This is a genomic window from Bremerella sp. TYQ1 (genome assembly GCF_020150455.1).
Lineage (GTDB): Bacteria > Planctomycetota > Planctomycetia > Pirellulales > Pirellulaceae > Bremerella > Bremerella volcania_A.
In genome coordinates this window covers 1,583,282-1,601,035 of sequence record NZ_CP083740.1, presented here as the reverse complement: position 1 = coordinate 1,601,035, position 17,754 = coordinate 1,583,282, and the positions used below count along the sequence as shown (strand labels likewise).

General features: G+C 54.6%; 16 protein-coding genes. 5 read left to right on the top strand and 11 right to left on the bottom strand.

Annotation, left to right across the window (positions count from 1 at the left end):
• Positions 1-34: 34 nt before the first annotated feature.
• The 6 genes from fliG to LA756_RS05910 all read right to left on the bottom strand — a co-directional run bounded on the left by fliG (position 35) and on the right by LA756_RS05910 (position 5,934).
• Positions 35-1,063, bottom strand: coding sequence for a flagellar motor switch protein FliG (fliG, locus tag LA756_RS05935; protein WP_224438957.1), 1,029 nt, complete (start codon positions 1,061-1,063; stop codon positions 35-37).
• Positions 1,064-1,273: 210 nt separating this feature from the next.
• On the bottom strand, positions 1,274-1,753 hold the full coding sequence (locus tag LA756_RS05930) for a chemotaxis protein CheX (protein WP_224440361.1): 480 nt from the start codon (positions 1,751-1,753) through the stop codon (positions 1,274-1,276).
• 270 nt (positions 1,754-2,023) lie between these two features.
• The gene (locus tag LA756_RS05925) at positions 2,024-2,509 is read right to left on the bottom strand and encodes a 6-pyruvoyl tetrahydropterin synthase family protein (protein ID WP_224438956.1); all 486 of its coding nucleotides are present in this window, start codon (positions 2,507-2,509) and stop codon (positions 2,024-2,026) included.
• Positions 2,510-2,533: 24 nt separating this feature from the next.
• Positions 2,534-3,391, bottom strand: a complete 858-nt coding sequence (locus tag LA756_RS05920; protein WP_224438955.1) for a triphosphoribosyl-dephospho-CoA synthase — start codon at positions 3,389-3,391, stop codon at positions 2,534-2,536.
• Positions 3,388-4,293 carry an alpha/beta fold hydrolase gene (locus LA756_RS05915; protein ID WP_224438954.1) on the bottom strand — a complete coding sequence of 302 codons (906 nt, stop codon included), beginning with the start codon at positions 4,291-4,293 and terminating at the stop codon, positions 3,388-3,390. The genes LA756_RS05920 and LA756_RS05915 overlap by 4 nt, the downstream gene beginning before the upstream one ends.
• Positions 4,294-4,404: 111 nt before the next feature.
• Positions 4,405-5,934, bottom strand: coding sequence for a hypothetical protein (locus LA756_RS05910; RefSeq protein ID WP_224438953.1), 1,530 nt, complete (start codon positions 5,932-5,934; stop codon positions 4,405-4,407).
• Positions 5,935-6,136: 202 nt separating this feature from the next.
• On the opposite strand from LA756_RS05910, the gene LA756_RS05905 reads away from it, so the two are divergent.
• The 5 genes from LA756_RS05905 to smc all read left to right on the top strand — a co-directional run bounded on the left by LA756_RS05905 (position 6,137) and on the right by smc (position 13,359).
• A complete protein-coding gene (locus tag LA756_RS05905; RefSeq protein WP_224438952.1) occupies positions 6,137-7,108 on the top strand; it encodes a DnaJ C-terminal domain-containing protein in 972 nt (323 codons plus the stop codon).
• Positions 7,109-7,123: 15 nt separating this feature from the next.
• Positions 7,124-7,546 (top strand): ribonuclease P protein component, encoded by a 423-nt coding sequence (gene rnpA, locus LA756_RS05900; protein ID WP_224438951.1) that lies wholly within the window; start codon positions 7,124-7,126, stop codon positions 7,544-7,546.
• Positions 7,543-7,791, top strand: a complete 249-nt coding sequence (gene yidD, locus LA756_RS05895) for a membrane protein insertion efficiency factor YidD (protein ID WP_224438950.1) — start codon at positions 7,543-7,545, stop codon at positions 7,789-7,791. The genes rnpA and yidD overlap by 4 nt, the downstream gene beginning before the upstream one ends.
• 126 nt (positions 7,792-7,917) lie before the next feature.
• On the top strand, positions 7,918-9,696 hold the full coding sequence (locus tag LA756_RS05890; protein WP_224438949.1) for a flagellar basal body P-ring protein FlgI: 1,779 nt from the start codon (positions 7,918-7,920) through the stop codon (positions 9,694-9,696).
• A 60-nt stretch (positions 9,697-9,756) separates the two neighbouring features.
• A complete protein-coding gene (smc, locus tag LA756_RS05885) occupies positions 9,757-13,359 on the top strand; it encodes a chromosome segregation protein SMC (RefSeq protein WP_224438948.1) in 3,603 nt (1,200 codons plus the stop codon).
• A 71-nt stretch (positions 13,360-13,430) separates the two neighbouring features.
• On the opposite strand, the gene LA756_RS05880 is transcribed toward smc, so the two are convergent.
• From LA756_RS05880 to LA756_RS05860, 5 genes are all read right to left on the bottom strand, one after another.
• On the bottom strand, positions 13,431-14,210 hold the full coding sequence (locus LA756_RS05880; RefSeq protein WP_224438947.1) for a hypothetical protein: 780 nt from the start codon (positions 14,208-14,210) through the stop codon (positions 13,431-13,433).
• An 88-nt stretch (positions 14,211-14,298) separates the two neighbouring features.
• The gene (locus LA756_RS05875) at positions 14,299-15,084 is read right to left on the bottom strand and encodes a hypothetical protein (RefSeq protein ID WP_224438946.1); all 786 of its coding nucleotides are present in this window, start codon (positions 15,082-15,084) and stop codon (positions 14,299-14,301) included.
• 93 nt (positions 15,085-15,177) lie between these two features.
• Entirely contained in the window at positions 15,178-15,744 is a 567-nt protein-coding gene (locus LA756_RS05870; RefSeq protein WP_224438945.1) for a hypothetical protein, read from the bottom strand.
• On the bottom strand, positions 15,745-16,719 hold the full coding sequence (locus tag LA756_RS05865) for a hypothetical protein (RefSeq protein ID WP_224438944.1): 975 nt from the start codon (positions 16,717-16,719) through the stop codon (positions 15,745-15,747). It lies immediately after the preceding gene.
• 56 nt (positions 16,720-16,775) lie between these two features.
• On the bottom strand, positions 16,776-17,684 hold the full coding sequence (locus tag LA756_RS05860) for a hypothetical protein (protein WP_224438943.1): 909 nt from the start codon (positions 17,682-17,684) through the stop codon (positions 16,776-16,778).
• Between the last annotated feature and the right edge of the window lie 70 nt (positions 17,685-17,754).

The following is a 17,754-nucleotide window of genomic DNA, read 5'->3' as shown; positions in this document are numbered from 1 at the left end:
ACTCTTTTCGCTTCTTGTTGGCTGGGAAGGCGTTTTATTGGATCATCATTTCTTCTTCGTCGCTTGCGGTCAGCTGGATTTCTCCGGCATCTTCCAAGCGGCGAACGATGTCGACGATCTGCTGTTGAACGGCTTCCACTTCCGAAAGTTTGACCGAACCGAGGAAGTCCATTTCTTCGAGCAGCATTTCGCCGGCTCGCTTGGACATATTCCCGACGATCTTGTCTCGCAGATCTTGGCTGGCACCTTTGAGGGCCATTGCCCACTGCGATGTCTCGACGTTTTTGAGCACCGCTTGAATGTCTTTGTCCATCAGCTTCTGGATGTCGTCGAAGACGAACATCAAGCGGCGGATTTCTTCGACCAGGTCAGGGTCTTCCTGCGACAGATTTTCCAGCAGCGCTTTTCCAGTGGTGCGGTCGGTCACGTTGAGGATCTCGGCGACGCTCGGAATACCTCCGGCATTCTCAAACGATTGGCTCATCACGCTGGCCATTCGATCTTCGAGGCCTCGTTCGACTTCGCGGATCACCTCGGGGTTGGTTTGCCCCATGTTCGCGATGCGGCGAATCACTGATAGCTGGCGTTCCGCGGGTAGCCCCGAGATGAGCTCGGCCCCGTACGATGCCGGCAGGTGCGACAGAATCAGCGCGATCGTTTGCGGGTGTTCGTCGACGATAAACGTCAACAAGTTCTGGCTGTCGACTTTGCGCAGAAAACCGAACGGTACCGACTCGACCGATTGCCGTACGTTGTCGAGCGTTTCGGTGGCGTTTTTGCCCAGCGCTTTGGTCACAAGTGACTTCGCAAGACTGATGCCTCCTCCACCACCTCCCAACTGATTGGGGTTTTGCTCGGCAAACGAAAGGATGGCCGCCTCTTGTTCCGGCCCACTCAAATTGTCGAGCTGAGCGATCTCGATACAGACCAACTCGACCTGTTTCGGGGTTAGCTTACCCATCAGCTGAGCGGCTGCGTCCTCGGGAAGCGACATCAAAATGATGGCGGCCTTGCGAAGCGCAGGGTTCGAGAAGTGCTGACTGGGATCGCGTTTACCGGACATATTTGGGCTAGGCGGTGAGACGTTTCGGACAAAATCGACCGTGTATCGCTATTCATCGACAAGTTTGACTTTGACGATTAGCGAAAATTGCACGAGTGCTGCGTGCTAGCGTTGGTGCATCCAAGAAACGCGAACAGCGACGAGAACTTTGTACTCGCCGCCTGATGGTCCCCGAGTTTGCTCGGGGAGATCGAATGGTTTCGTCGTCGGTTAGACCGCGGCGTGCAGCGGCGTGAAGCCAACTTTCAGTGCCATCGGGCCCCATGGGCAATCAAATGTCACAGCGATTGGCTTGATTTCCGAAGGGAAGCGAATGTCAGGAGGGTGTCCGAGCACGACGTTCGGCAAGCTGATCGACAGATTGAATTCTTCCAGCTCCGCTTTGGCGGAACCAGCAACCATGTTGGCGATTTCGCCGACGGCATCGATTACGTCGTCGCACAGACCATCGAAATCGTTCGGGTCCATCATCAGCATCGCGGCGGCACCTTGGATGGCCACTTCTCGAGAAAGGCTAACGACCACCGAGCCTTGGGCTCTGCCCGAAAGACCGATCACACCGCTGATTTCGTATTCATCGCTGACCTGATCGGCCATGCACAGTTTGTCGCGTTTGATGGTGCAGCCCAACATCGTGTCAAAAGTGACAGTGGTAGAGCGGATGAACGGATTGATGTATTCGACCTGCATGGTGGGCACCGAATTTTATTGTGACGACTGTGAAGCGACGATAGGTCTTCGTTCGCTGCGGCTTCAATGCTGTGCGTGAAGCGTTCTCCTGCTCGGAAGACTTCCAAAAATAGAACGCTGCTTCGCGCCGTCAAACCAAATTCCGTAGGCAACGAATGAATGGGATGTTTCTTTAGCGCAAAACGGTAGATTGCCGGCGATTACGTCGTTGTGTGCGGCGTTATAGAGGTACGCCTGAAGCAGATATTCCGGTCGTTTGGTCGGCCGTGACTATGAAAATTCGCAATAACCCCACTGACCGTAATTTTCGTCAACACCAACGCGGAGGACTTCGGGTTTCCACCGTAGCTTCTGCTCAAGTGCCCTCAACAGCTGTTCGCCAATCCACTGAGCCAGCAGTTCGGTCGTGGTGTTGGGAATGTCGAGCAGGATGCATTCTTCCTTAGGAAACACCCAGCGGCGGTCCTCGAATGTCGCGGTGATTTCCTTTTCGTCACTCGTCACAGCAATGGCCGGATGCTGAGTCGGAAGTAGCATCCGGTGATCCAATCCGTTGACGATCTCTTGCAGCGAATCACGAAGCGCAATGAAATCAACGACATAATGATTCTCGTCCAACGGACCATGCAGTTCGACTTCTACACGGTAATTGTGGCCATGAATTCGTTCGCAGACGTCACCGCCGAATGTAATGAAGTGCCCTGCACTAAAGACCAGGTGATCTTTGGTCAGCTTGACCCAATTACGAACCGGCATGCGTGGAACTCCTGTGGGAAAACGTTAAACGAACGGGGAAACAATCCGCTGTTGCCGCAGGCATACGAATAGCCCTGCCGCAATCATATCGGCCGTGGTGCCGGGGTTTCGCTTGTGCCCATCGCACCGCAGCCAGAAGTCGAGATTGGAAAGCTGCTGTAGATAGTCGTCTTCAAACGGTGGACCAGCATCCAGAACCCGTCGCGCCATCACGGCACTTTGCTCAGCCATTTCCTGTCCATTCTTCCGAGCAATCAACGTATCGGGATGGCTGGCCATCAGCGAAACATGAGCATGAACAATGCGATGACTTAGCGGAAGTGACGCATGGCTCGAATCAGTCAGCAGCGGAACGGCAGCATCAAACAGTTCGGCAAAACCGTTTGTATACTGCTTCGCGATCATGTCGCGGTCGGCCGCGAGCTGCATCGCATCAACGATATGCGAGGGTGCGTCTCCCGAGACGTCATGCTTGGAGGATTTCGCCATCCCGCCTGGTTTCGCGAGACGAATTGCCTCGTAAATCGCGGCCGCATCCTGGGTATCAGATTGTTCGATCACCACTGTCGCGTTTGCTTGCAATGGGCCCGCGGGACTAGCTTTCGCCAAGGGGCCAAGCAGCAAAACCATTCCCAAATTGGTGTTGGTCTTGGTGACACGGGAAGTCGCGAGGATGCTTTCGCGAACGATTTCACCGAGCGAAAGATCGTTGGCGCGATCGAAGACCGGTCCGAGAGCAATCGCACTCGCCAAGAAGTCTTGCAGCGTGACGTCGTCGAAGTCGGCACTGCGGTGGACGTTGCCTGGCTTGGGGGCACAAACCTCCAGCGTGCAGGCCAACGTGGCAAATTGACCGAGCGAAAGGGCTTCCGACTGGCTCATTGCGGAGCCTCAGCCGCGGCCGGAGTCGGCTCTTGTTTCAGGAAATCACGCAAGATTGGCTCGATCCGTTCGCTTGCGTCTTCCACGACATAGTGCCCTGCATCGTTGAAAATGGTGGCCCTGGCGGTGGGCCAAATCAGCTGGAAGCGTTCGAGACATTCCAGCCGAAAACACCAGTCTTTCGCGCCCCAAATTAGTTGAATCGGCAGATGCGATAGCGTGGGCAGCTCCTGCTCGATCGTTTCCAACACCGCATAGGTTGGGTGGCTCTTGGAAAGGGGGATGTCCTGAACGAAGCGAGCCGTCGCAATACGATTGGCATAGTTATCGTAAGGAGCGAGGTATCCCGCACAAACGTCCGGCGTGAACCGCTCTGGCTTTTCGGTTGCCATCGTTAATGCCGGACGAGCAAATGCATTGAACGTTCGTACCATCCAGGGACCGAAGCCAGGGATTCGGCAGGCCCGGATTCGTGTGGGGCAATAAGGAGGCGGAAACGCTGCGGTATTGAACAGTACCAGCCGAGCGAAACGATCTGGCCGAGCCAATGCGGCTCCAAGCCCAATTGCCCCACCCCAGTCGTGGACCAGCAGATTAATGTCGCGGAGATCTAACTGGTCGATCAACGCGACCAAGTTATTGATGTGCTGCTGCAGGCAATAGTTGTACTTCTGCGGCTTATCGCTGAGCCCGCAGCCGACGTGATCGATGGCTACCATGCGGTGCGAGTCGCGGAACTGGGTAATGATGTTCCGCCAGTAAAACGACCATGTAGGGTTGCCGTGGACCATCAGCATCGGTTCGCCGGAACCTTCGTCGACGTAGTTCACATTCGCTTCAGGAAGCGTCAAAGTGTGCGACGAAAAGGGATACAGCTTGCGCCAATCGGCCGACGGTGACATGGTATGCGGAGGTCTCGAGTAAGGATCGAAACCCCTAGTTTACCGGTTCGCGGCAACATCACTAGTGGTTTAGGAAAAGTGGGAAGCATGGCACCAGAACGTGGCGACATTCTACGGGGCGTTGGCGGCTTTGGCCCGTTTTTGCCAGAAATCGCGAGCATCTCGCTGTAAATCAATGATTTCGTTCCGTTGCGGACCGTCGGCAAGCTGGATGTTCATGGCCCGGCGAAAGACCCAATCGCGGAAGAATTCAGACGCCGATTTGCTGATTCGCGGCTGTCCATTGGCTTCAACGTAAAACGGAGCGGTCATCGCATATTGGTAGTAGCCAGACTCCTCGGTGACGACGCGAACGAGGAACCATCCAGAGTCGCTGAACTCGACCGGCGGCAATATGCCCTGGCGATCCTTGTATTCGTCGAGCGAGATTTCGAGGTCCTTTTCTCCATTCTTGATCACCTCTAAGTAGGCAATTTTCTGCCGCGTCGCGAGACTGAGAGCGATCTGGAATTCGTGCTTTTCACCGATATTTATCGGGAAAACGTGCCCTGGAAGCTGGCCATCGACGGTCGCTCGCAAGAGTGGTCCGTTGGTGACAAAAACGTTTCCAGACTCGACGGCATCCCACCAGGCTTCCGGGGTGTAATCGCCGTCGACTTTGGCGTAAACACGATCGAGCCGCGAGGACTGCTCGTCAGAATCGGTCCCATTCGCGGCAACTGGTGTCATGCGGATGCCGGTTTCGAGCAGCTTGTAGTAGATATCAAGGGCCAGGTGTCCTTTCCCTGTCACGTCTCCTTTACGGATTTCGGCTGCTTTTTCGGCCAACGGATGCTTGTCGGTGAAGTCGTAGGCTTCGACTTCGGGGCTTAGGATGCAGACGGAGTCGATAAATTCGCGGGAGACCCAAAGTGGAAGATCAGGCTCGAATGGACTGCCAGCGATAGCATGCCCCGAACCGAGATCGGCCTGAAAAAAAGTGGCTGCGGGGTATTCTGGCTGAAGACGCTGCACAGGAAGTGGTTCGTTCATTTGGGCGAACCAAACTTTGCCGCCAGCTCGATTATCCTCGCCCCCCATGTCCCACATCGAGCGAAATGCCCCGAATTCGTCTCGGAGGTTGGTTATCGGCTTGCCGGCCCAGGGATTGGCTTGATTGTTCCAGGTAATGCGATTTCCAAGGACGAGATCGTCCGCCAGCATAATCGTTTCCAGGTCTTTCACGCGGCCGGTCAGGGCAACATTGCCGGGGTACCAACCTTCTTGCTTCATATCGATGAAGCGTTTCAGTTCGATCGTGCGGTTGTCTTGGTCGCCTGAATTGAGGATGAAATGCCCTTCCATAAACGGATATTCCGGTCCTGCGTCGAGCCGGAAGCCATACTGTCCCGGTCGCAGCTTCATTTTTATGCCGCCGGTGAAGTAAGCGGTGCCATCGATCATTAAAGCCCCGTCGATTCGCTGGGCTTTGTCGCGAGAATTGGTAATTCGGATCTTCGCCGAACACGGCATTTGCGTCTGGGCGTCGATCACACGTAGTTCGTATTCTGCGTAGGCAGCATCGGCTTCGGTCGGCGAAAGAACGATGCCAACAAGCAGCAAGAGAAGCGTCAGCGGGGCGAATATCTTGGGATGAATCATGGCAGCAAAGCAATTTCCGGAAACGAGTGCGTGTGTTTGCCGGGCAAATTTGGGATAATTGGCCGCTCTCCCCAGAGCGGTCTCTAAGTATAGAATAGCTTGCAGGCACTGCCCTTCACGCAATCAATTCAGGGCGGATGCTATATTTGTGTTCGTTGGAAGTTGTTTTCAGGAAACCAGTTAGGCGAAATCTTAGAAGTTCATGGCTGACGACTACTATCAAATTCTGGGAGTTAAACGTTCCGCAACGCAGGACGAGATCCGCAAGGCCTACAAAAAGATGGCCCAGAAGTATCACCCCGATTTGAACCCGGACGACAAAGCGGCCCAAGCGAAGTTCAAGGAAATCCAGAACGCCTACGACGTGATCGGCGATCCCGAAAAACGGAAGAAGTACGATCAGTTCGGTAGCAACTACGAGAATATGGGCGCCGGTCCCGGAGGAGGTGGCGGTCCTGGTGGGTTTCATCAGTGGCGATCCGCTGGGGGTGGCCCGGGAGGCGGCTCGCAGTTTGAATTCGACTTGGGCGACATCTTCGGTGGTGGAGGTGGCGCTGGCCCCGATCTTTCCGATATCTTTGGCGGTCTCGGTGGCGGTGGTGGCCGACGTCGGCATGCCCAGCCAGTACGCGGTAACGACCTGCAGCACGACGTGACGGTTCCCTTCAAGCAAGCGATGGAAGGGGGCGAGATCAACTTGAACGTGCGTCGCCCTAGCGGCGAAATGGAGCGGCTGACCGCGAAAATCCCGCCTGGCATTGAAGATGGAAAGAAAATTCGGCTCCGAGGGCAAGGCGACCCCAGCCCCAACGGTGGCCCTGCTGGCGATCTCTTGATCCGGATTCATGTCCAGTCGCACAAGTATTTCAAGCGGATCGGCAAAGACCTGGAAGTGACCGTTCCTGTGACATTGGCCGAAGCACTTTTAGGTGGTTCGGTCGATGTACCGACGCCTGGAGGAACCGTTACGATGAAGATCCCCGCAGGAAGTAACGGTGGTCGCCGTTTGCGGGTCCGCGGCCAAGGCGTGGCAGACAGCAAAGGAGATGCCGGCGATCTGTACGTGGTGCTGCAAGTGGCGATGCCCGAACAGCCGACCGACGAGCTGAAAGCAGCCGTCGAAGCGTTCGCCGAAGCCCATCCGGAAGATCCTCGCAAAGACCTTCGCTGGTAGCCAGAAAGGTTTCTTGTGACGGAGAAGTCTCACCGATTTCCGCCTGATTTGCGGCTGAAGACGCCGGCTGAGTTCGACGCAGTTTTTACACGCCGAGCCTCGGCCGGCAACGGTTGGCTGGTCGTATATGCTGCGCGAAACGATTCGGACATCTGCCGAATGGGTCTGGTCGTTTCGAAGAAAAAAATCGGCAATGCTGTGCAACGCAATCGCTGGAAGCGTCGTCTGCGGGAGGCGTTTCGGCTCAATCGAGAGAAACTGCCGAGCGGGTTCGATCTGGTAGTTCTGCCGCAATCAAAAGCGCATCCCTCGTTTGGCGAACTCGAAAAGGGACTCGTCCAACTGGCTCACCGCTCGGTCAGGAAGTGGAAGCGAAACCATGGCGACGGCGGCCAGTCTTCGCGAGTTCAGTCGTCCGAGAGAAAGCCGCGGCGATGATCTATTTGCGATTTTTGTGGGATGCCGGCCAAGCTTTGTTGGCCGAGACGATGATCTTCGCGGTGCGGTGCTATCAGTACACTTTGAGCCCTTGGATCGGTCAGGCATGTCGCTTTCAGCCGACGTGCAGCCACTATTTTATTGGAGCGGTTCGGAAGTATGGCCCTGTTTCCGGCGCAATCCGTGGGGCCTGGCGTATCTTGCGCTGTAACCCTTTTTGTCGAAGTGGTTTCGATCCGCCGTAGGCCATTGGTCTCTAAGAAATTGGTCTTGATCGTGCTATCAGTTTTTCCTACTGTTTGTGCCAACTGAATCTGAAGAAAGGAATTCTTCGGATCGAACCGTAGGTTTTTCGACGGACCAGCAACCCAATGCCACGGCACGGACGCTTTCATACGGCTGCCTGTTTTCTCGTTTGTCTGCTTGTGGGCGGACAAATTTGTTCCCTTGGGTGCATCGCCCCTTGGACTAGCAAAGATGTCGACGAAGAAGTTCCTTCGCACGACTGGGAGAAGATACGCACTGTCGGCGATCTCACCGTCCCTGGCGGTTTGAATGTCGCCAAAGTCGAAGGGATTACGCTTGTTACCCAACTGCGTGGCACCGGTAGCGATCCTCCCCCCTCCCCTGGTCGCGACTTGTTGCTGAATGAAATGCGTGTTTTGCAAGTCGATCAGCCGCAGCAGTGGCTGGCTTCGCCGAACACCGCTTTGGTCATGGTCGAAGCGAACATTCCTGCTGGAGCACGCAAAGGAGATTCGATCGATGTCCGCGTGATTGCCCCGGCGGAAACCGACACGTCAAGCTTGGAGCATGGCTATGCTCCTCGGACTCGTTTGTCAGAAATGGCATTCCTGGGTGGTCGTGCTCGTCGTGGTAACGATGTCGCGTGGGCCTCCGGGCCGATCGTGCTCGACAGCGTGGTGAATGGAAACAACAGCGAATCGAATAAGAAACGAGGCCACATCCTTGGTGGTGCCGTTATGTTGGAAGAGCGTCCGCTGGGCCTCGGTTTGATCGAAGGAGAAGTTTCGATTGCCGCAAGTGCCAACGTGGGTGCAGCGATCAACCGACGCTTCTACATGTATCGTCAAGGCTCCAAGCAAGGCGTCGCAACGCCTAAGACCGACAAGTTTATCTCGCTCGATGTCCATCCACGCTACAAAGACAACATCTCGCGCTACATCCGCGTGATCCGTTTCATTCCGCTATCGCAGTCGTCCTCGTTCCGTCAAAGCCATTTGGCAGAATGCGAAGCAATGTTGCTCGAAGAGTCGACCGCGCAAGCAGGCTCGCTGAAGCTGGAAGCAATCGGTAAAGAAGCGATTCCTTCGCTACAGAAGGGCCTTCAGTCGCAAAACGAACTAGTCCGTTTTTGTTCGGCGGAAGCACTCGCGTATTTGAACGTTTCCGACTGTATCGAGCCATTGACCGAAGCGGCGCGCACAAACAATGGTTTCCGCTATCGTGCGATGCTGGCTCTGGGCTCGTTCGACGACTTGGACGTGATCGACAGTCTGGAAGGTCTGCTGCATGAAGAAAGTGCCGAGGCTCGCTACGGTGCATTCGATCAGCTGAAAAAACGCTCGAATCAACTTCCTTCGGTGGCTGGAGAATTGCTGGACAATCATGTTCAGCTACACCATGTCCGCTCGACGTCGTCACCAATGGTCCACTTCCGCTTGAAGGATCGACCTGAAATTGTCATTTTCGGCAACGATGTTCGCTTGATGGGAGAAGTTGGCTTCGTGGGGGAAGAGGGCGTTACGATCCGCTCTTCCGGGCATCGCAAAGTGAAAGTGGTGCGGTTCCAGCCGGGCGGTGGCGAATTGACGCAGGAATGCTCGACCGATTTGAAGGACGTCATCAAGGCGTTGACCACTATCGACTGTGGCTACGGAGAGATTGTCCGGACTGTCTTCGCGCTACGAAACGAAGGATTCCTGTCTGCTCGCGTCGAAGTGAACTCGATGCCACGCCCCGATCGAAGCTACATCCGTTCGGAAGAACTCGATGCCGAGGCCTCAGAATCGGGCGAAACGATCACGGAGAACTTCACCCAGTCGGAAGAATCTGCCAAAACCGAAGAGTCTTCCGAAGTTACTACCTACGCAGACGGGGATGACGCCTTGATCCCGACGTTCGATTAGAGGACTCTGGAAGGTTTATCGTCCGTGTCCATTTAATCCGTCCCCCCGTCGGAGCCGACCATGCTCAAGGCCTTAGAGCTTCAAGGCTTTAAGAGTTTTGCCGACAAGACTCGCCTGGAATTCCCTGAGGGAATTACGGTGGTTGTCGGTCCCAACGGATCCGGTAAGTCGAATATCGTCGACGCGATCAAGTGGGTTCTGGGCGAACAAAGCGCTAAAAGCCTTCGTGGGAAGGAAATGGCGGACGTTATTTTCAAGGGTTCGTCCGCCCACGGCCGTAAGCCGATGAACGCCGCCGAGGCGACCATCATCTTCGACAACGCCGAAGGCACACTGCCGATCGACGCCCCGGAAGTCCATGTGACGCGTCGTGTGTTTCGAAGCGGCGAAGGCGAATATCTGATCAATCGGCATCCTTGCCGTCTGCGTGACGTGAAAGATCTTTGTCGCGGGACAGGGATCGGAACCGATGCTTACAGCATCATCGAGCAAGGTAAAGTGGATACCTTGCTGCAAGCGTCCCCCAGGGACCGCCGGGCGGTCTTTGAAGAGGCAGCGGGGATCAGCCGTTTCAAAGCCAAGAAGCTGGAAACCCAGCGACGGCTCGATCGCGTCGAGCAAAACCTCGTTCGTCTGTCCGACATTGTCGAGGAAGTCGGTTCCCGCTATCGCAGCATTAAATCGCAAGCCGGAAAAGCACAGCGGTATCGCGAATACACCGAACGGCTTCAGTTGCTGCGTACGGTTGTCGGCATGGAGGACTGGAACAGTCTTTCGGTCCGCGTCGAGCAGTACTCCAGCGAGTTAGAGCAACTCCGGAAGGATCAATCCGGCGCCCAGGAAGTGATTGCCACCGCTGAAGCGGGACTCGAAGGCGCGGAAGCGAAGCTGTTCGATCTGCAGTCGGTGCTCTCGCAGAAAGAAGAGCAGCACGCAAAGTTGGCTCAGCGATTGGCGACTATTCATTCTTCGTCCGGCATGCAGTACCGCTTGCTGCAAGACTTGGAGCAAGAGTCAGGCACTCTGTCGGTTAACTTGGTCCGCAACTTCGCCTCGCTGCGAACGTTGACGACAGAGCTTGCCGATTCTCGTCAGCAGCTTTCCAAAGCGACAACCCAGCGCGACGTGGTTTCGGCCGACTTGGAAAGCGTGGAAGCTGCGACGCAGGAAGTTCAAGCCGAGATCGAAGCGAAGCGGGAAGAAGGCGAAGCAAACCGCCAGAAACATTTAGAGCTGTTGCGGCACGTATCGACACTGGATAACGCGCTCGGTGCGGTGAAAGCGCGGATCGAGAGCGATCGTAATCAGCTAGAAGCGATCGAAAAGAACATTGAGCGTGACGAGACACGGCTCGAAGAGCATCGTAGCGAACTGGAGCAGTTGGCCGAAGATGAGGGTGGACTCGTCGAGCATCTTTCGACCGCCCAGGCCGACGTCACCGACGCGAAAGGCTCGTTACGAAGCAAAGAACAAGAAGCGGCTGACATTCAAGCGGATCTCGACGCTTTGTCTCGCCGCCGTGCTGTCGCTGCCGAAAGGGCTTCGGTGCTCGACGAATTGGAACGGACCAGCGAAGGGGTCAACTCTGGCGTTAAGGAAATCCTTTCGCGGGCACGTGTCGAACGGTTGCCCCTGTTTCAATCGGTGATTGGCTTGGTCGCTGACATCGTGCGCGTCGATGTTGAGTATGCCCGACTGATTGAAATTGCTTTGGGAGAATCGGCACAGCTGGTGATTTTGGAAAGTGGCGAACTGCTGCAGCAAGTGCTCGAGCGCGAGGTGATCTTCCCTGGCCGTGTCGGTTTGCTCGACATGCAGTCGCTTTCGGGGACACAGTACGAAGAGCCTGCTGGGCTTCGCGACGAGACAGGCGTTTTGGGCAACGCTCTCGACTTTGTCGAAGCGGAAGACGAATTTCAACCGGTTGCTTCGTTTCTGCTAGGTGGAATTTGGTTCGTCGATAATGCCCGAACGGCGGTCGAGCTGAAGAAGCGTTATTCCGAACCGATTCGCTTCGTGACGCGTGATGGCGAGATGCTGGAAGCGGATGGACGCGTCTATGCAGGGCCCACAACGAACGTCGGCGGCATCATCTCGCGTCGCAGTGAGCTTCGAGCACTGCGAAACGAAGTTGAAAAGCTGGAACAAGCTCTGGAAAAGAAGCAGGAGACATTGGCAGAGGTTCAGTCCTCGGTTGCTGAACAGAAGCAGTCGCTCGAGACGTTGGTCGGCCAGCAGCAGGAGGCTTCGTCGGTGCTGACCGAGCATCGCCTGGTCAAGCAGCGGTTGGAATCGCGAATCGCCGATGCCGACACGGAACTTTCCAAGCGCCTGGAGCAGCGCGAGACGATTGAAGCTCGGATTCAAACCGACCAGCAGCAGTTAGAGGAAAAAGAGCAGGAGCTGACTTCAACGCGCGAAACGATTCAGCAGTTGGAAGAAAGTAGCGATGGTCTGACGCAGATTCTCGGTGAGCTGGAGGCCAGTCTCAGTGATAGTCGCAGCCAGATCACCGGCCTAAAAGTGGAGCTCGCTCGCGCTGAGCAACAAGTCGAAGCGTTAGAGGTTAGCAGCCAGCGGTTGCAAGCGAATCTGAACGAGCGAAATACGGCGATCGAGGAAATCCACGCAGCCATTGCTCAAAATCGCCACAAAGTCGAAAGCCAGCAGTTAGAAATCCTTCGCGCCACGAGCGAATATGCGGCGGCGATGCTTCAGCTGACCGAGTCGCAGGAGCTTCTTGCTGCGGAGCGAGCTTCCCGCAAGAACTTAGAGAAAACGAAAGCGGAACATACGGCCAAGCTTGTCGAGGCACGTCAAAAGCAGCGAACCGCGGACGATCAACTACACCGAAAGGAACTCGCGTTCACCGATCTTCGGCATGAACGAGGCACGCTCGAACGACGCCTGCGAGATGACTACGGAATCGAAATCTCTGAAGTAGAAATGAACGTCGAAGAAGTCGAGCTGCCGGGGGATCGAGCCGCCATCGACGAAGAGATCGCCGACTTACGCCGGAAGATCAGTAACATCGGTTCGGTCAATATGCAGGCCCTGCAAGAGCTCGACGAATTCCAGGCGCGCTTCGAGCAATTGGATGGTCAATTAAAAGATTTGACCGAGGCGAAGGAGTCGCTTGAGAAGATTATCAATAAGATCAATGTCGACAGCCGACGGTTATTCGAGGAAACGCTCGAGACCGTTCGTAGTAATTTTCAGGTTATGTTCCGACGCGTGTTCGGCGGCGGCTCTGCGGATATTATCGTGGAAGAAGGAGTCGACATTCTGGAAGCGGGGATCGATGTCATCGCTACGCCGCCAGGCAAAAGCTCGCTCAATATCTCGCTGCTTTCTGGGGGCGAACGAGCCTTGACCGCGGTGACTTTGCTGCTGGCCATTTTCCAATTTCGCCCCAGTCCGTTCTGTATTCTGGACGAAGTGGATGGTCCCTTGGATGAAGCCAATATTGGCCGCTTTGTCGACGTATTGAACGGGTTTCTCGATTGGACCCGCTTCGTCATTGTGAGCCACAGTAAAGCCACGATGGCCGCTGCAACGACGCTACATGGCGTCACGATGCAAGAGTCTGGCATCTCGAAACGCGTCAGCGTCCGCTTCGACGACGTGAACGAAACAGGTGACGGCGATATCTCGGTCGCTTAGACTGAATGGCGGTATCTCGCCGAATATTTCAAGTAGCCGATACCGCGGCAGCTGTCGATCAAACGGAAGAACTAATCGAAAGCTGCCACTTCGGTTTGACTTCCCAGGTACTGCCAGCAGGGTAATATGTTTGGCGTTCGGACAGGGAGCTTCAGGAAGACTTCGTCTGATCGAAGGTCGTAAAGCACGTTCGGTTTGGCTAGTTCTAATTCGCCGTTTTCGCCGAGACGGATTGATTCGTAGTCAAGTGTTTCCGGAAAACCATCCTTTGGTATCGACTCAATTCCCTTAGTTGTGATAGCAACATTGGGTAGCCATTGGTAACGGCCGTTGGTTTTTAGTTGCTGCCCGATCCGCGCAGCGATCTTATCGGTCAGCAAATCAAGACATCGCAGGTAGTTTTCAATGAACTCCGTGTTCCCGCCGCAATTATATCGCAGCGGCTTTTTGCCCGTTTCTGGATAGGGCGTGTAGATCAATTCAATTGACGTGGGAAGATGGGAATGGCGAGGGGGCGGCGGTTTGAGCGTGCAGCGAAACGATTCAATCTCGTCGAATGTCATGCTTTGCTTGCCCCATTTCACTCCATCGGAGTAGAAGTGATAACTGTTTCGTGTTTGCGACAGGAACGCTCCCCCGAGAAATGCGATCAAGACGGCCAGGCCACCCAGTACGATCCGAACCGTGATCGAGTACGAAGCAAACGGGCCGAAGCCTCCTAACAGAAAAACTGAACCGGCGATTCCAATGAGAAGAAGTTTCAAGCCAAAGAAGGCTTCCAGCGCGGTTGCCTTTTTGGTGAATAATTCTTCACCCAAGGAAGTGGATTCATCACGATCAGTCGGAGCCATCGAGCTAGTCTACCTTGTTGAATTGCTAAGGAAGCAAAGCGTACACGGCAGCAATATAGTTAACCGGTCCCACGAACGCGAGAACTTTCTAGCGACTGTTCGCATCATAAAAAAGTCGTTGTTCGTCGCGGTCGTAGGTGATCGTCTCAGCTTGATCCCCTTCCCTCCAAGCATAGCGCCAACCGTTTTTCAGAACGCGTGATTCAAACCTTTGCGTCCTAAAGTTGTATCGACTGACCTCGCCGGATAGGGGCTTTAGGTCGGACTCGGGGTAGTTGGCCTCAAACCATTGCAGAAAGTGTTCTTCGTCGACGGTACACTCATACCGCGTGAAGTACGACGCGTACTCATAGGTGACGCTACTAGAAGCTTCAGGCAGAGAGAGTGGCGTCGCGTCGGGGGCGACGTTATGTCCTTCGAGAGGTTTTGTGAGAGGAATTCCTACCGCCAGGATCACGGCAACAATTGCGGTGCCAAGCAGCAGTTCCCGCACGGAAAACTGCGCGTTGTTGGGCGGTATCAGACCTGCGGCGGCTGTGCGACTTAGTATTCGCCACCAAAGCCAATTCGATAGCTGCACCGTCGTGATTCCGATCATCAACGTCGCAAAGATAAGCACCGTCTTCCAGTTCGGATCTTGGAACAGAATCCCGGCCGCCGCGAGCGCCACGATTGAAAGTGGAAAACTCGTCAAGACCGTTGCCCAAGCAGCTGCGGAAGCATTGTTTCGGAATGTTCCACGATATTGCTGGATGACCAGGATCGTTGGCCAGGGAATCATAATCAGTGACGAGAACGTAAAGCAGGCTTCCCAATAAATCAGGCCAGGCAGACAAGTTCCGATGAGCGCCGACGAACCTAATATTGAAAGCACGGCGCATGCTTGATGAAAGAAAGATGGTTTCGGAAATCGAACCGCTTCGTTCATAAGATCAATACGAGAACGCCGTTTTAAAAATCTTGGAAACTAAAACCACAGTACATGATGCCAGCCTTGTCGAACGCCATACGAAGTAATGCCAAAGATCCAGCCTATGGCCAAGAGCAGTAAGAAGACCTCTTTGATGGTCAGGTTCTTGGTGACAGGAGGCAGCGTATGTGATTGCTGGGCGGCATAAAGCTGTTCGCTCCAGACTAAGTGATGGTAGGCGTTCACGAGAAAAACACCAAAGAGTACGAGGTAAGTCAGGAGCATTGCCACCGGGGCAAAGAATAGAGAGTTGGCAAACATGCGGAGCGCCGCAGGCAACGCGGGGAGGTAGACTAGGAATAGAACCAGCCCGAGAACTCCATTTAACCAAGTCGCCAAGACGGCGGCCTGACGGTCGTAGCGAAACGTGCTGAGGTACTGCAAAAGTGCGACAAAGATCGGCGCACACGTCAGTCCGGAAGCGATCACTTTCTCTTGCCATTCACGGCGGAAAAACCACGTCGTCGTAAATCCGGCAAACGAAAGCCAGATGACGATCATTAGCGTCGACCAAGCGTAGTGTCGCGTGGTTGGCCTCAGGGGATTCACAGGTTCCGTCGACACTTACTCTTCCTTGGGGACAGCAATTTCTTCGTAGTAAGCAATGCCCGCTGCACGATCGTACGTGATGCAGTGAATAAGGGCTTCGGTCCGCAGGTAAACTTGAAAGCCATGCATCACACGATGAGTTTTGTATGGCACGAGAAACGGAGTTTGGGTCGGATCAGGAGGAGAAACCTCGACGGGGCCGACAATTATTTCCTGCTCGCTAGGCCGATCGGATGCCATGTCCCAATCTTGCTGAGAATGCCATTTGCGGAGTTCTTCTTCGGTGATTTCATAACTACCGAGGATCAATCCATTGCGGTCACGCTGGAACTGAATCGCTTCTGCCGTATCAGGGACCGGAAAAGGGGCTTCTGAGGCAGTCACGTTGGCGCGATACATCGACTGATTGGCTTGTGCCTGGAAACTGGCTGGCAAGATGATGAGTCCCAGCAGGAAGCTAAACCCGAGTACTTCACGTAATGAAATCGATAGTCGGATAGGTCTTTCGATTTGCTCGTTTCGTTTCTTCAGTTTCACTGCCCGCGAACCATTGAGCCAAATCGAGACCAGTGAGACGACCACAATCGTTGGCCAAGCAAACGATTGATATTCCATGGGGCCATTATTGGAAAATGGCTGTGCGTAATCGGTCGATATGACTTGGCGGATGATAATGGCGAGGTAGGTCATCGAATAGCATGCGCTACTAGCGGCGGCGGCAAGGTAGGCACCGTGGTAGCTTTCTCGAAACGTGCCGGCGTACTGCCCTATCATGGCCGAAAAGCCAAGAAGAAGAACCAACAGCAGACTGTAGCTAATGGGATTCGGCCAAAGCAGTTCGAGCCCCATGAGTGCGACGCTGGCCGTCACCGCGCCGGCGAACATGTTGATCAGCGAAAATAGAATCAACACCCCCGACGACTTCAACTCTGCTGTCTGAGATGGTCTCTTGGATTCGCTGGCATTCGATTCCATCGATAAGCTATCCATGTAGCGAGCTTCAGTTTAGGTAGCTTGAGATGTATAAGGCGGCATCGAGGACGGTGTTACCAACCTCTTGGCCAATGTTCGTCATAGATTGCTCTCTTCTGGGATGGGCTGTAGATCAGTGAGTGTTGCCAGTTGTCTTCGTCCCAACGGACATAGACCGCGTCGTCAAACGTGAACCATTCGTAGTGAATTTTTCCGTCTGGATATCCAACGGGGCCCTTTTCGCGGTAGCCCTGCGGCATCGGGCGAGGTCTCCAGAAGAAATTAGACTTGTCCTGTCTTAACCCCGCGAGCCATTTCTTCAGGTCTTTCTCTTCAACGAGAAATGTCGATTCGACAAGACCATTTTCATGGCGATAAAACTTCAGTTCTTTTGCCTCGGCAGGCAGCGACACAGGGGCTTGGCTTGCCGGCACGTTTTCGAGGTAAACGAGTGGATCGGTATACCTGGCGATGTTTGCTGGAGCCATGACGAGTCCGAGGACGACCGTCGCACCGAGCATCTCGCGAAGGGAGATCGATCGGATGCCAAATCGCGCGTCACTGCTTTTCTCTGCATCCTTGAGCATGTTGTACCAGCGAACCGTTTGCCACAGACTCGCCAGTCCAGCACCGAAGAATGCGGCATGCGTACCAATCGGAAGAAGGAACCAGGTAAACAGTTCAGGCAGTTCCAAGGAATCAGCAAGCAGTCGGTAGACGCCAGCACCCAGGCACATCGAAGCCGGTACGATTAATAAAGCAGCCGCAAAGAGGCATTTGGAGTTTCGATGAAACAGACCCCAGTAATACGTCGCCGTTAGGCTTAGCCCTAACAGCATGCCCACCAGCCCACCAGCAATCGCACGGCCTCCGTCATTCAGCAGAATACCGGCGATGCCAGCACATGCGACTCCGATCGCCGCAGCGAATGCGAAGTTCAAGATTGCTTCGATTGGTGGAAGTTGTGAGGTGTTCTGGGGCATGGGGCATCATGAACAACGGCGAGGAAAGTGTTATCAGCATAGCCAACACTGCTAGCGTCTTCACGCAGAA

What these genes read in the sequence shown, in the direction of transcription:
- LA756_RS05865 (WP_224438944.1), bottom strand. Translation starts at nt 16,719, where the DNA reads ATGGATAGCTTATCGATGGAATCGAATGCCAGCGAATCCAAGAGACCA.
- yidD (WP_224438950.1), top strand. Translation starts at nt 7,543, where the DNA reads ATGATCTATTTGCGATTTTTGTGGGATGCCGGCCAAGCTTTGTTGGCC.
- LA756_RS05920 (WP_224438955.1), bottom strand. Translation starts at nt 3,391, where the DNA reads ATGAGCCAGTCGGAAGCCCTTTCGCTCGGTCAATTTGCCACGTTGGCC.
- LA756_RS05890 (WP_224438949.1), top strand. Translation starts at nt 7,918, where the DNA reads ATGCCACGGCACGGACGCTTTCATACGGCTGCCTGTTTTCTCGTTTGT.
- LA756_RS05880 (WP_224438947.1), bottom strand. Translation starts at nt 14,210, where the DNA reads ATGGCTCCGACTGATCGTGATGAATCCACTTCCTTGGGTGAAGAATTA.
- LA756_RS05915 (WP_224438954.1), bottom strand. Translation starts at nt 4,293, where the DNA reads ATGTCACCGTCGGCCGATTGGCGCAAGCTGTATCCCTTTTCGTCGCAC.
- LA756_RS05925 (WP_224438956.1), bottom strand. Translation starts at nt 2,509, where the DNA reads ATGCCGGTTCGTAATTGGGTCAAGCTGACCAAAGATCACCTGGTCTTT.
- LA756_RS05905 (WP_224438952.1), top strand. Translation starts at nt 6,137, where the DNA reads ATGGCTGACGACTACTATCAAATTCTGGGAGTTAAACGTTCCGCAACG.
- LA756_RS05910 (WP_224438953.1), bottom strand. Translation starts at nt 5,934, where the DNA reads ATGATTCATCCCAAGATATTCGCCCCGCTGACGCTTCTCTTGCTGCTT.
- smc (WP_224438948.1), top strand. Translation starts at nt 9,757, where the DNA reads ATGCTCAAGGCCTTAGAGCTTCAAGGCTTTAAGAGTTTTGCCGACAAG.
- LA756_RS05930 (WP_224440361.1), bottom strand. Translation starts at nt 1,753, where the DNA reads ATGCAGGTCGAATACATCAATCCGTTCATCCGCTCTACCACTGTCACT.
- fliG (WP_224438957.1), bottom strand. Translation starts at nt 1,063, where the DNA reads ATGTCCGGTAAACGCGATCCCAGTCAGCACTTCTCGAACCCTGCGCTT.
- LA756_RS05860 (WP_224438943.1), bottom strand. Translation starts at nt 17,684, where the DNA reads ATGCCCCAGAACACCTCACAACTTCCACCAATCGAAGCAATCTTGAAC.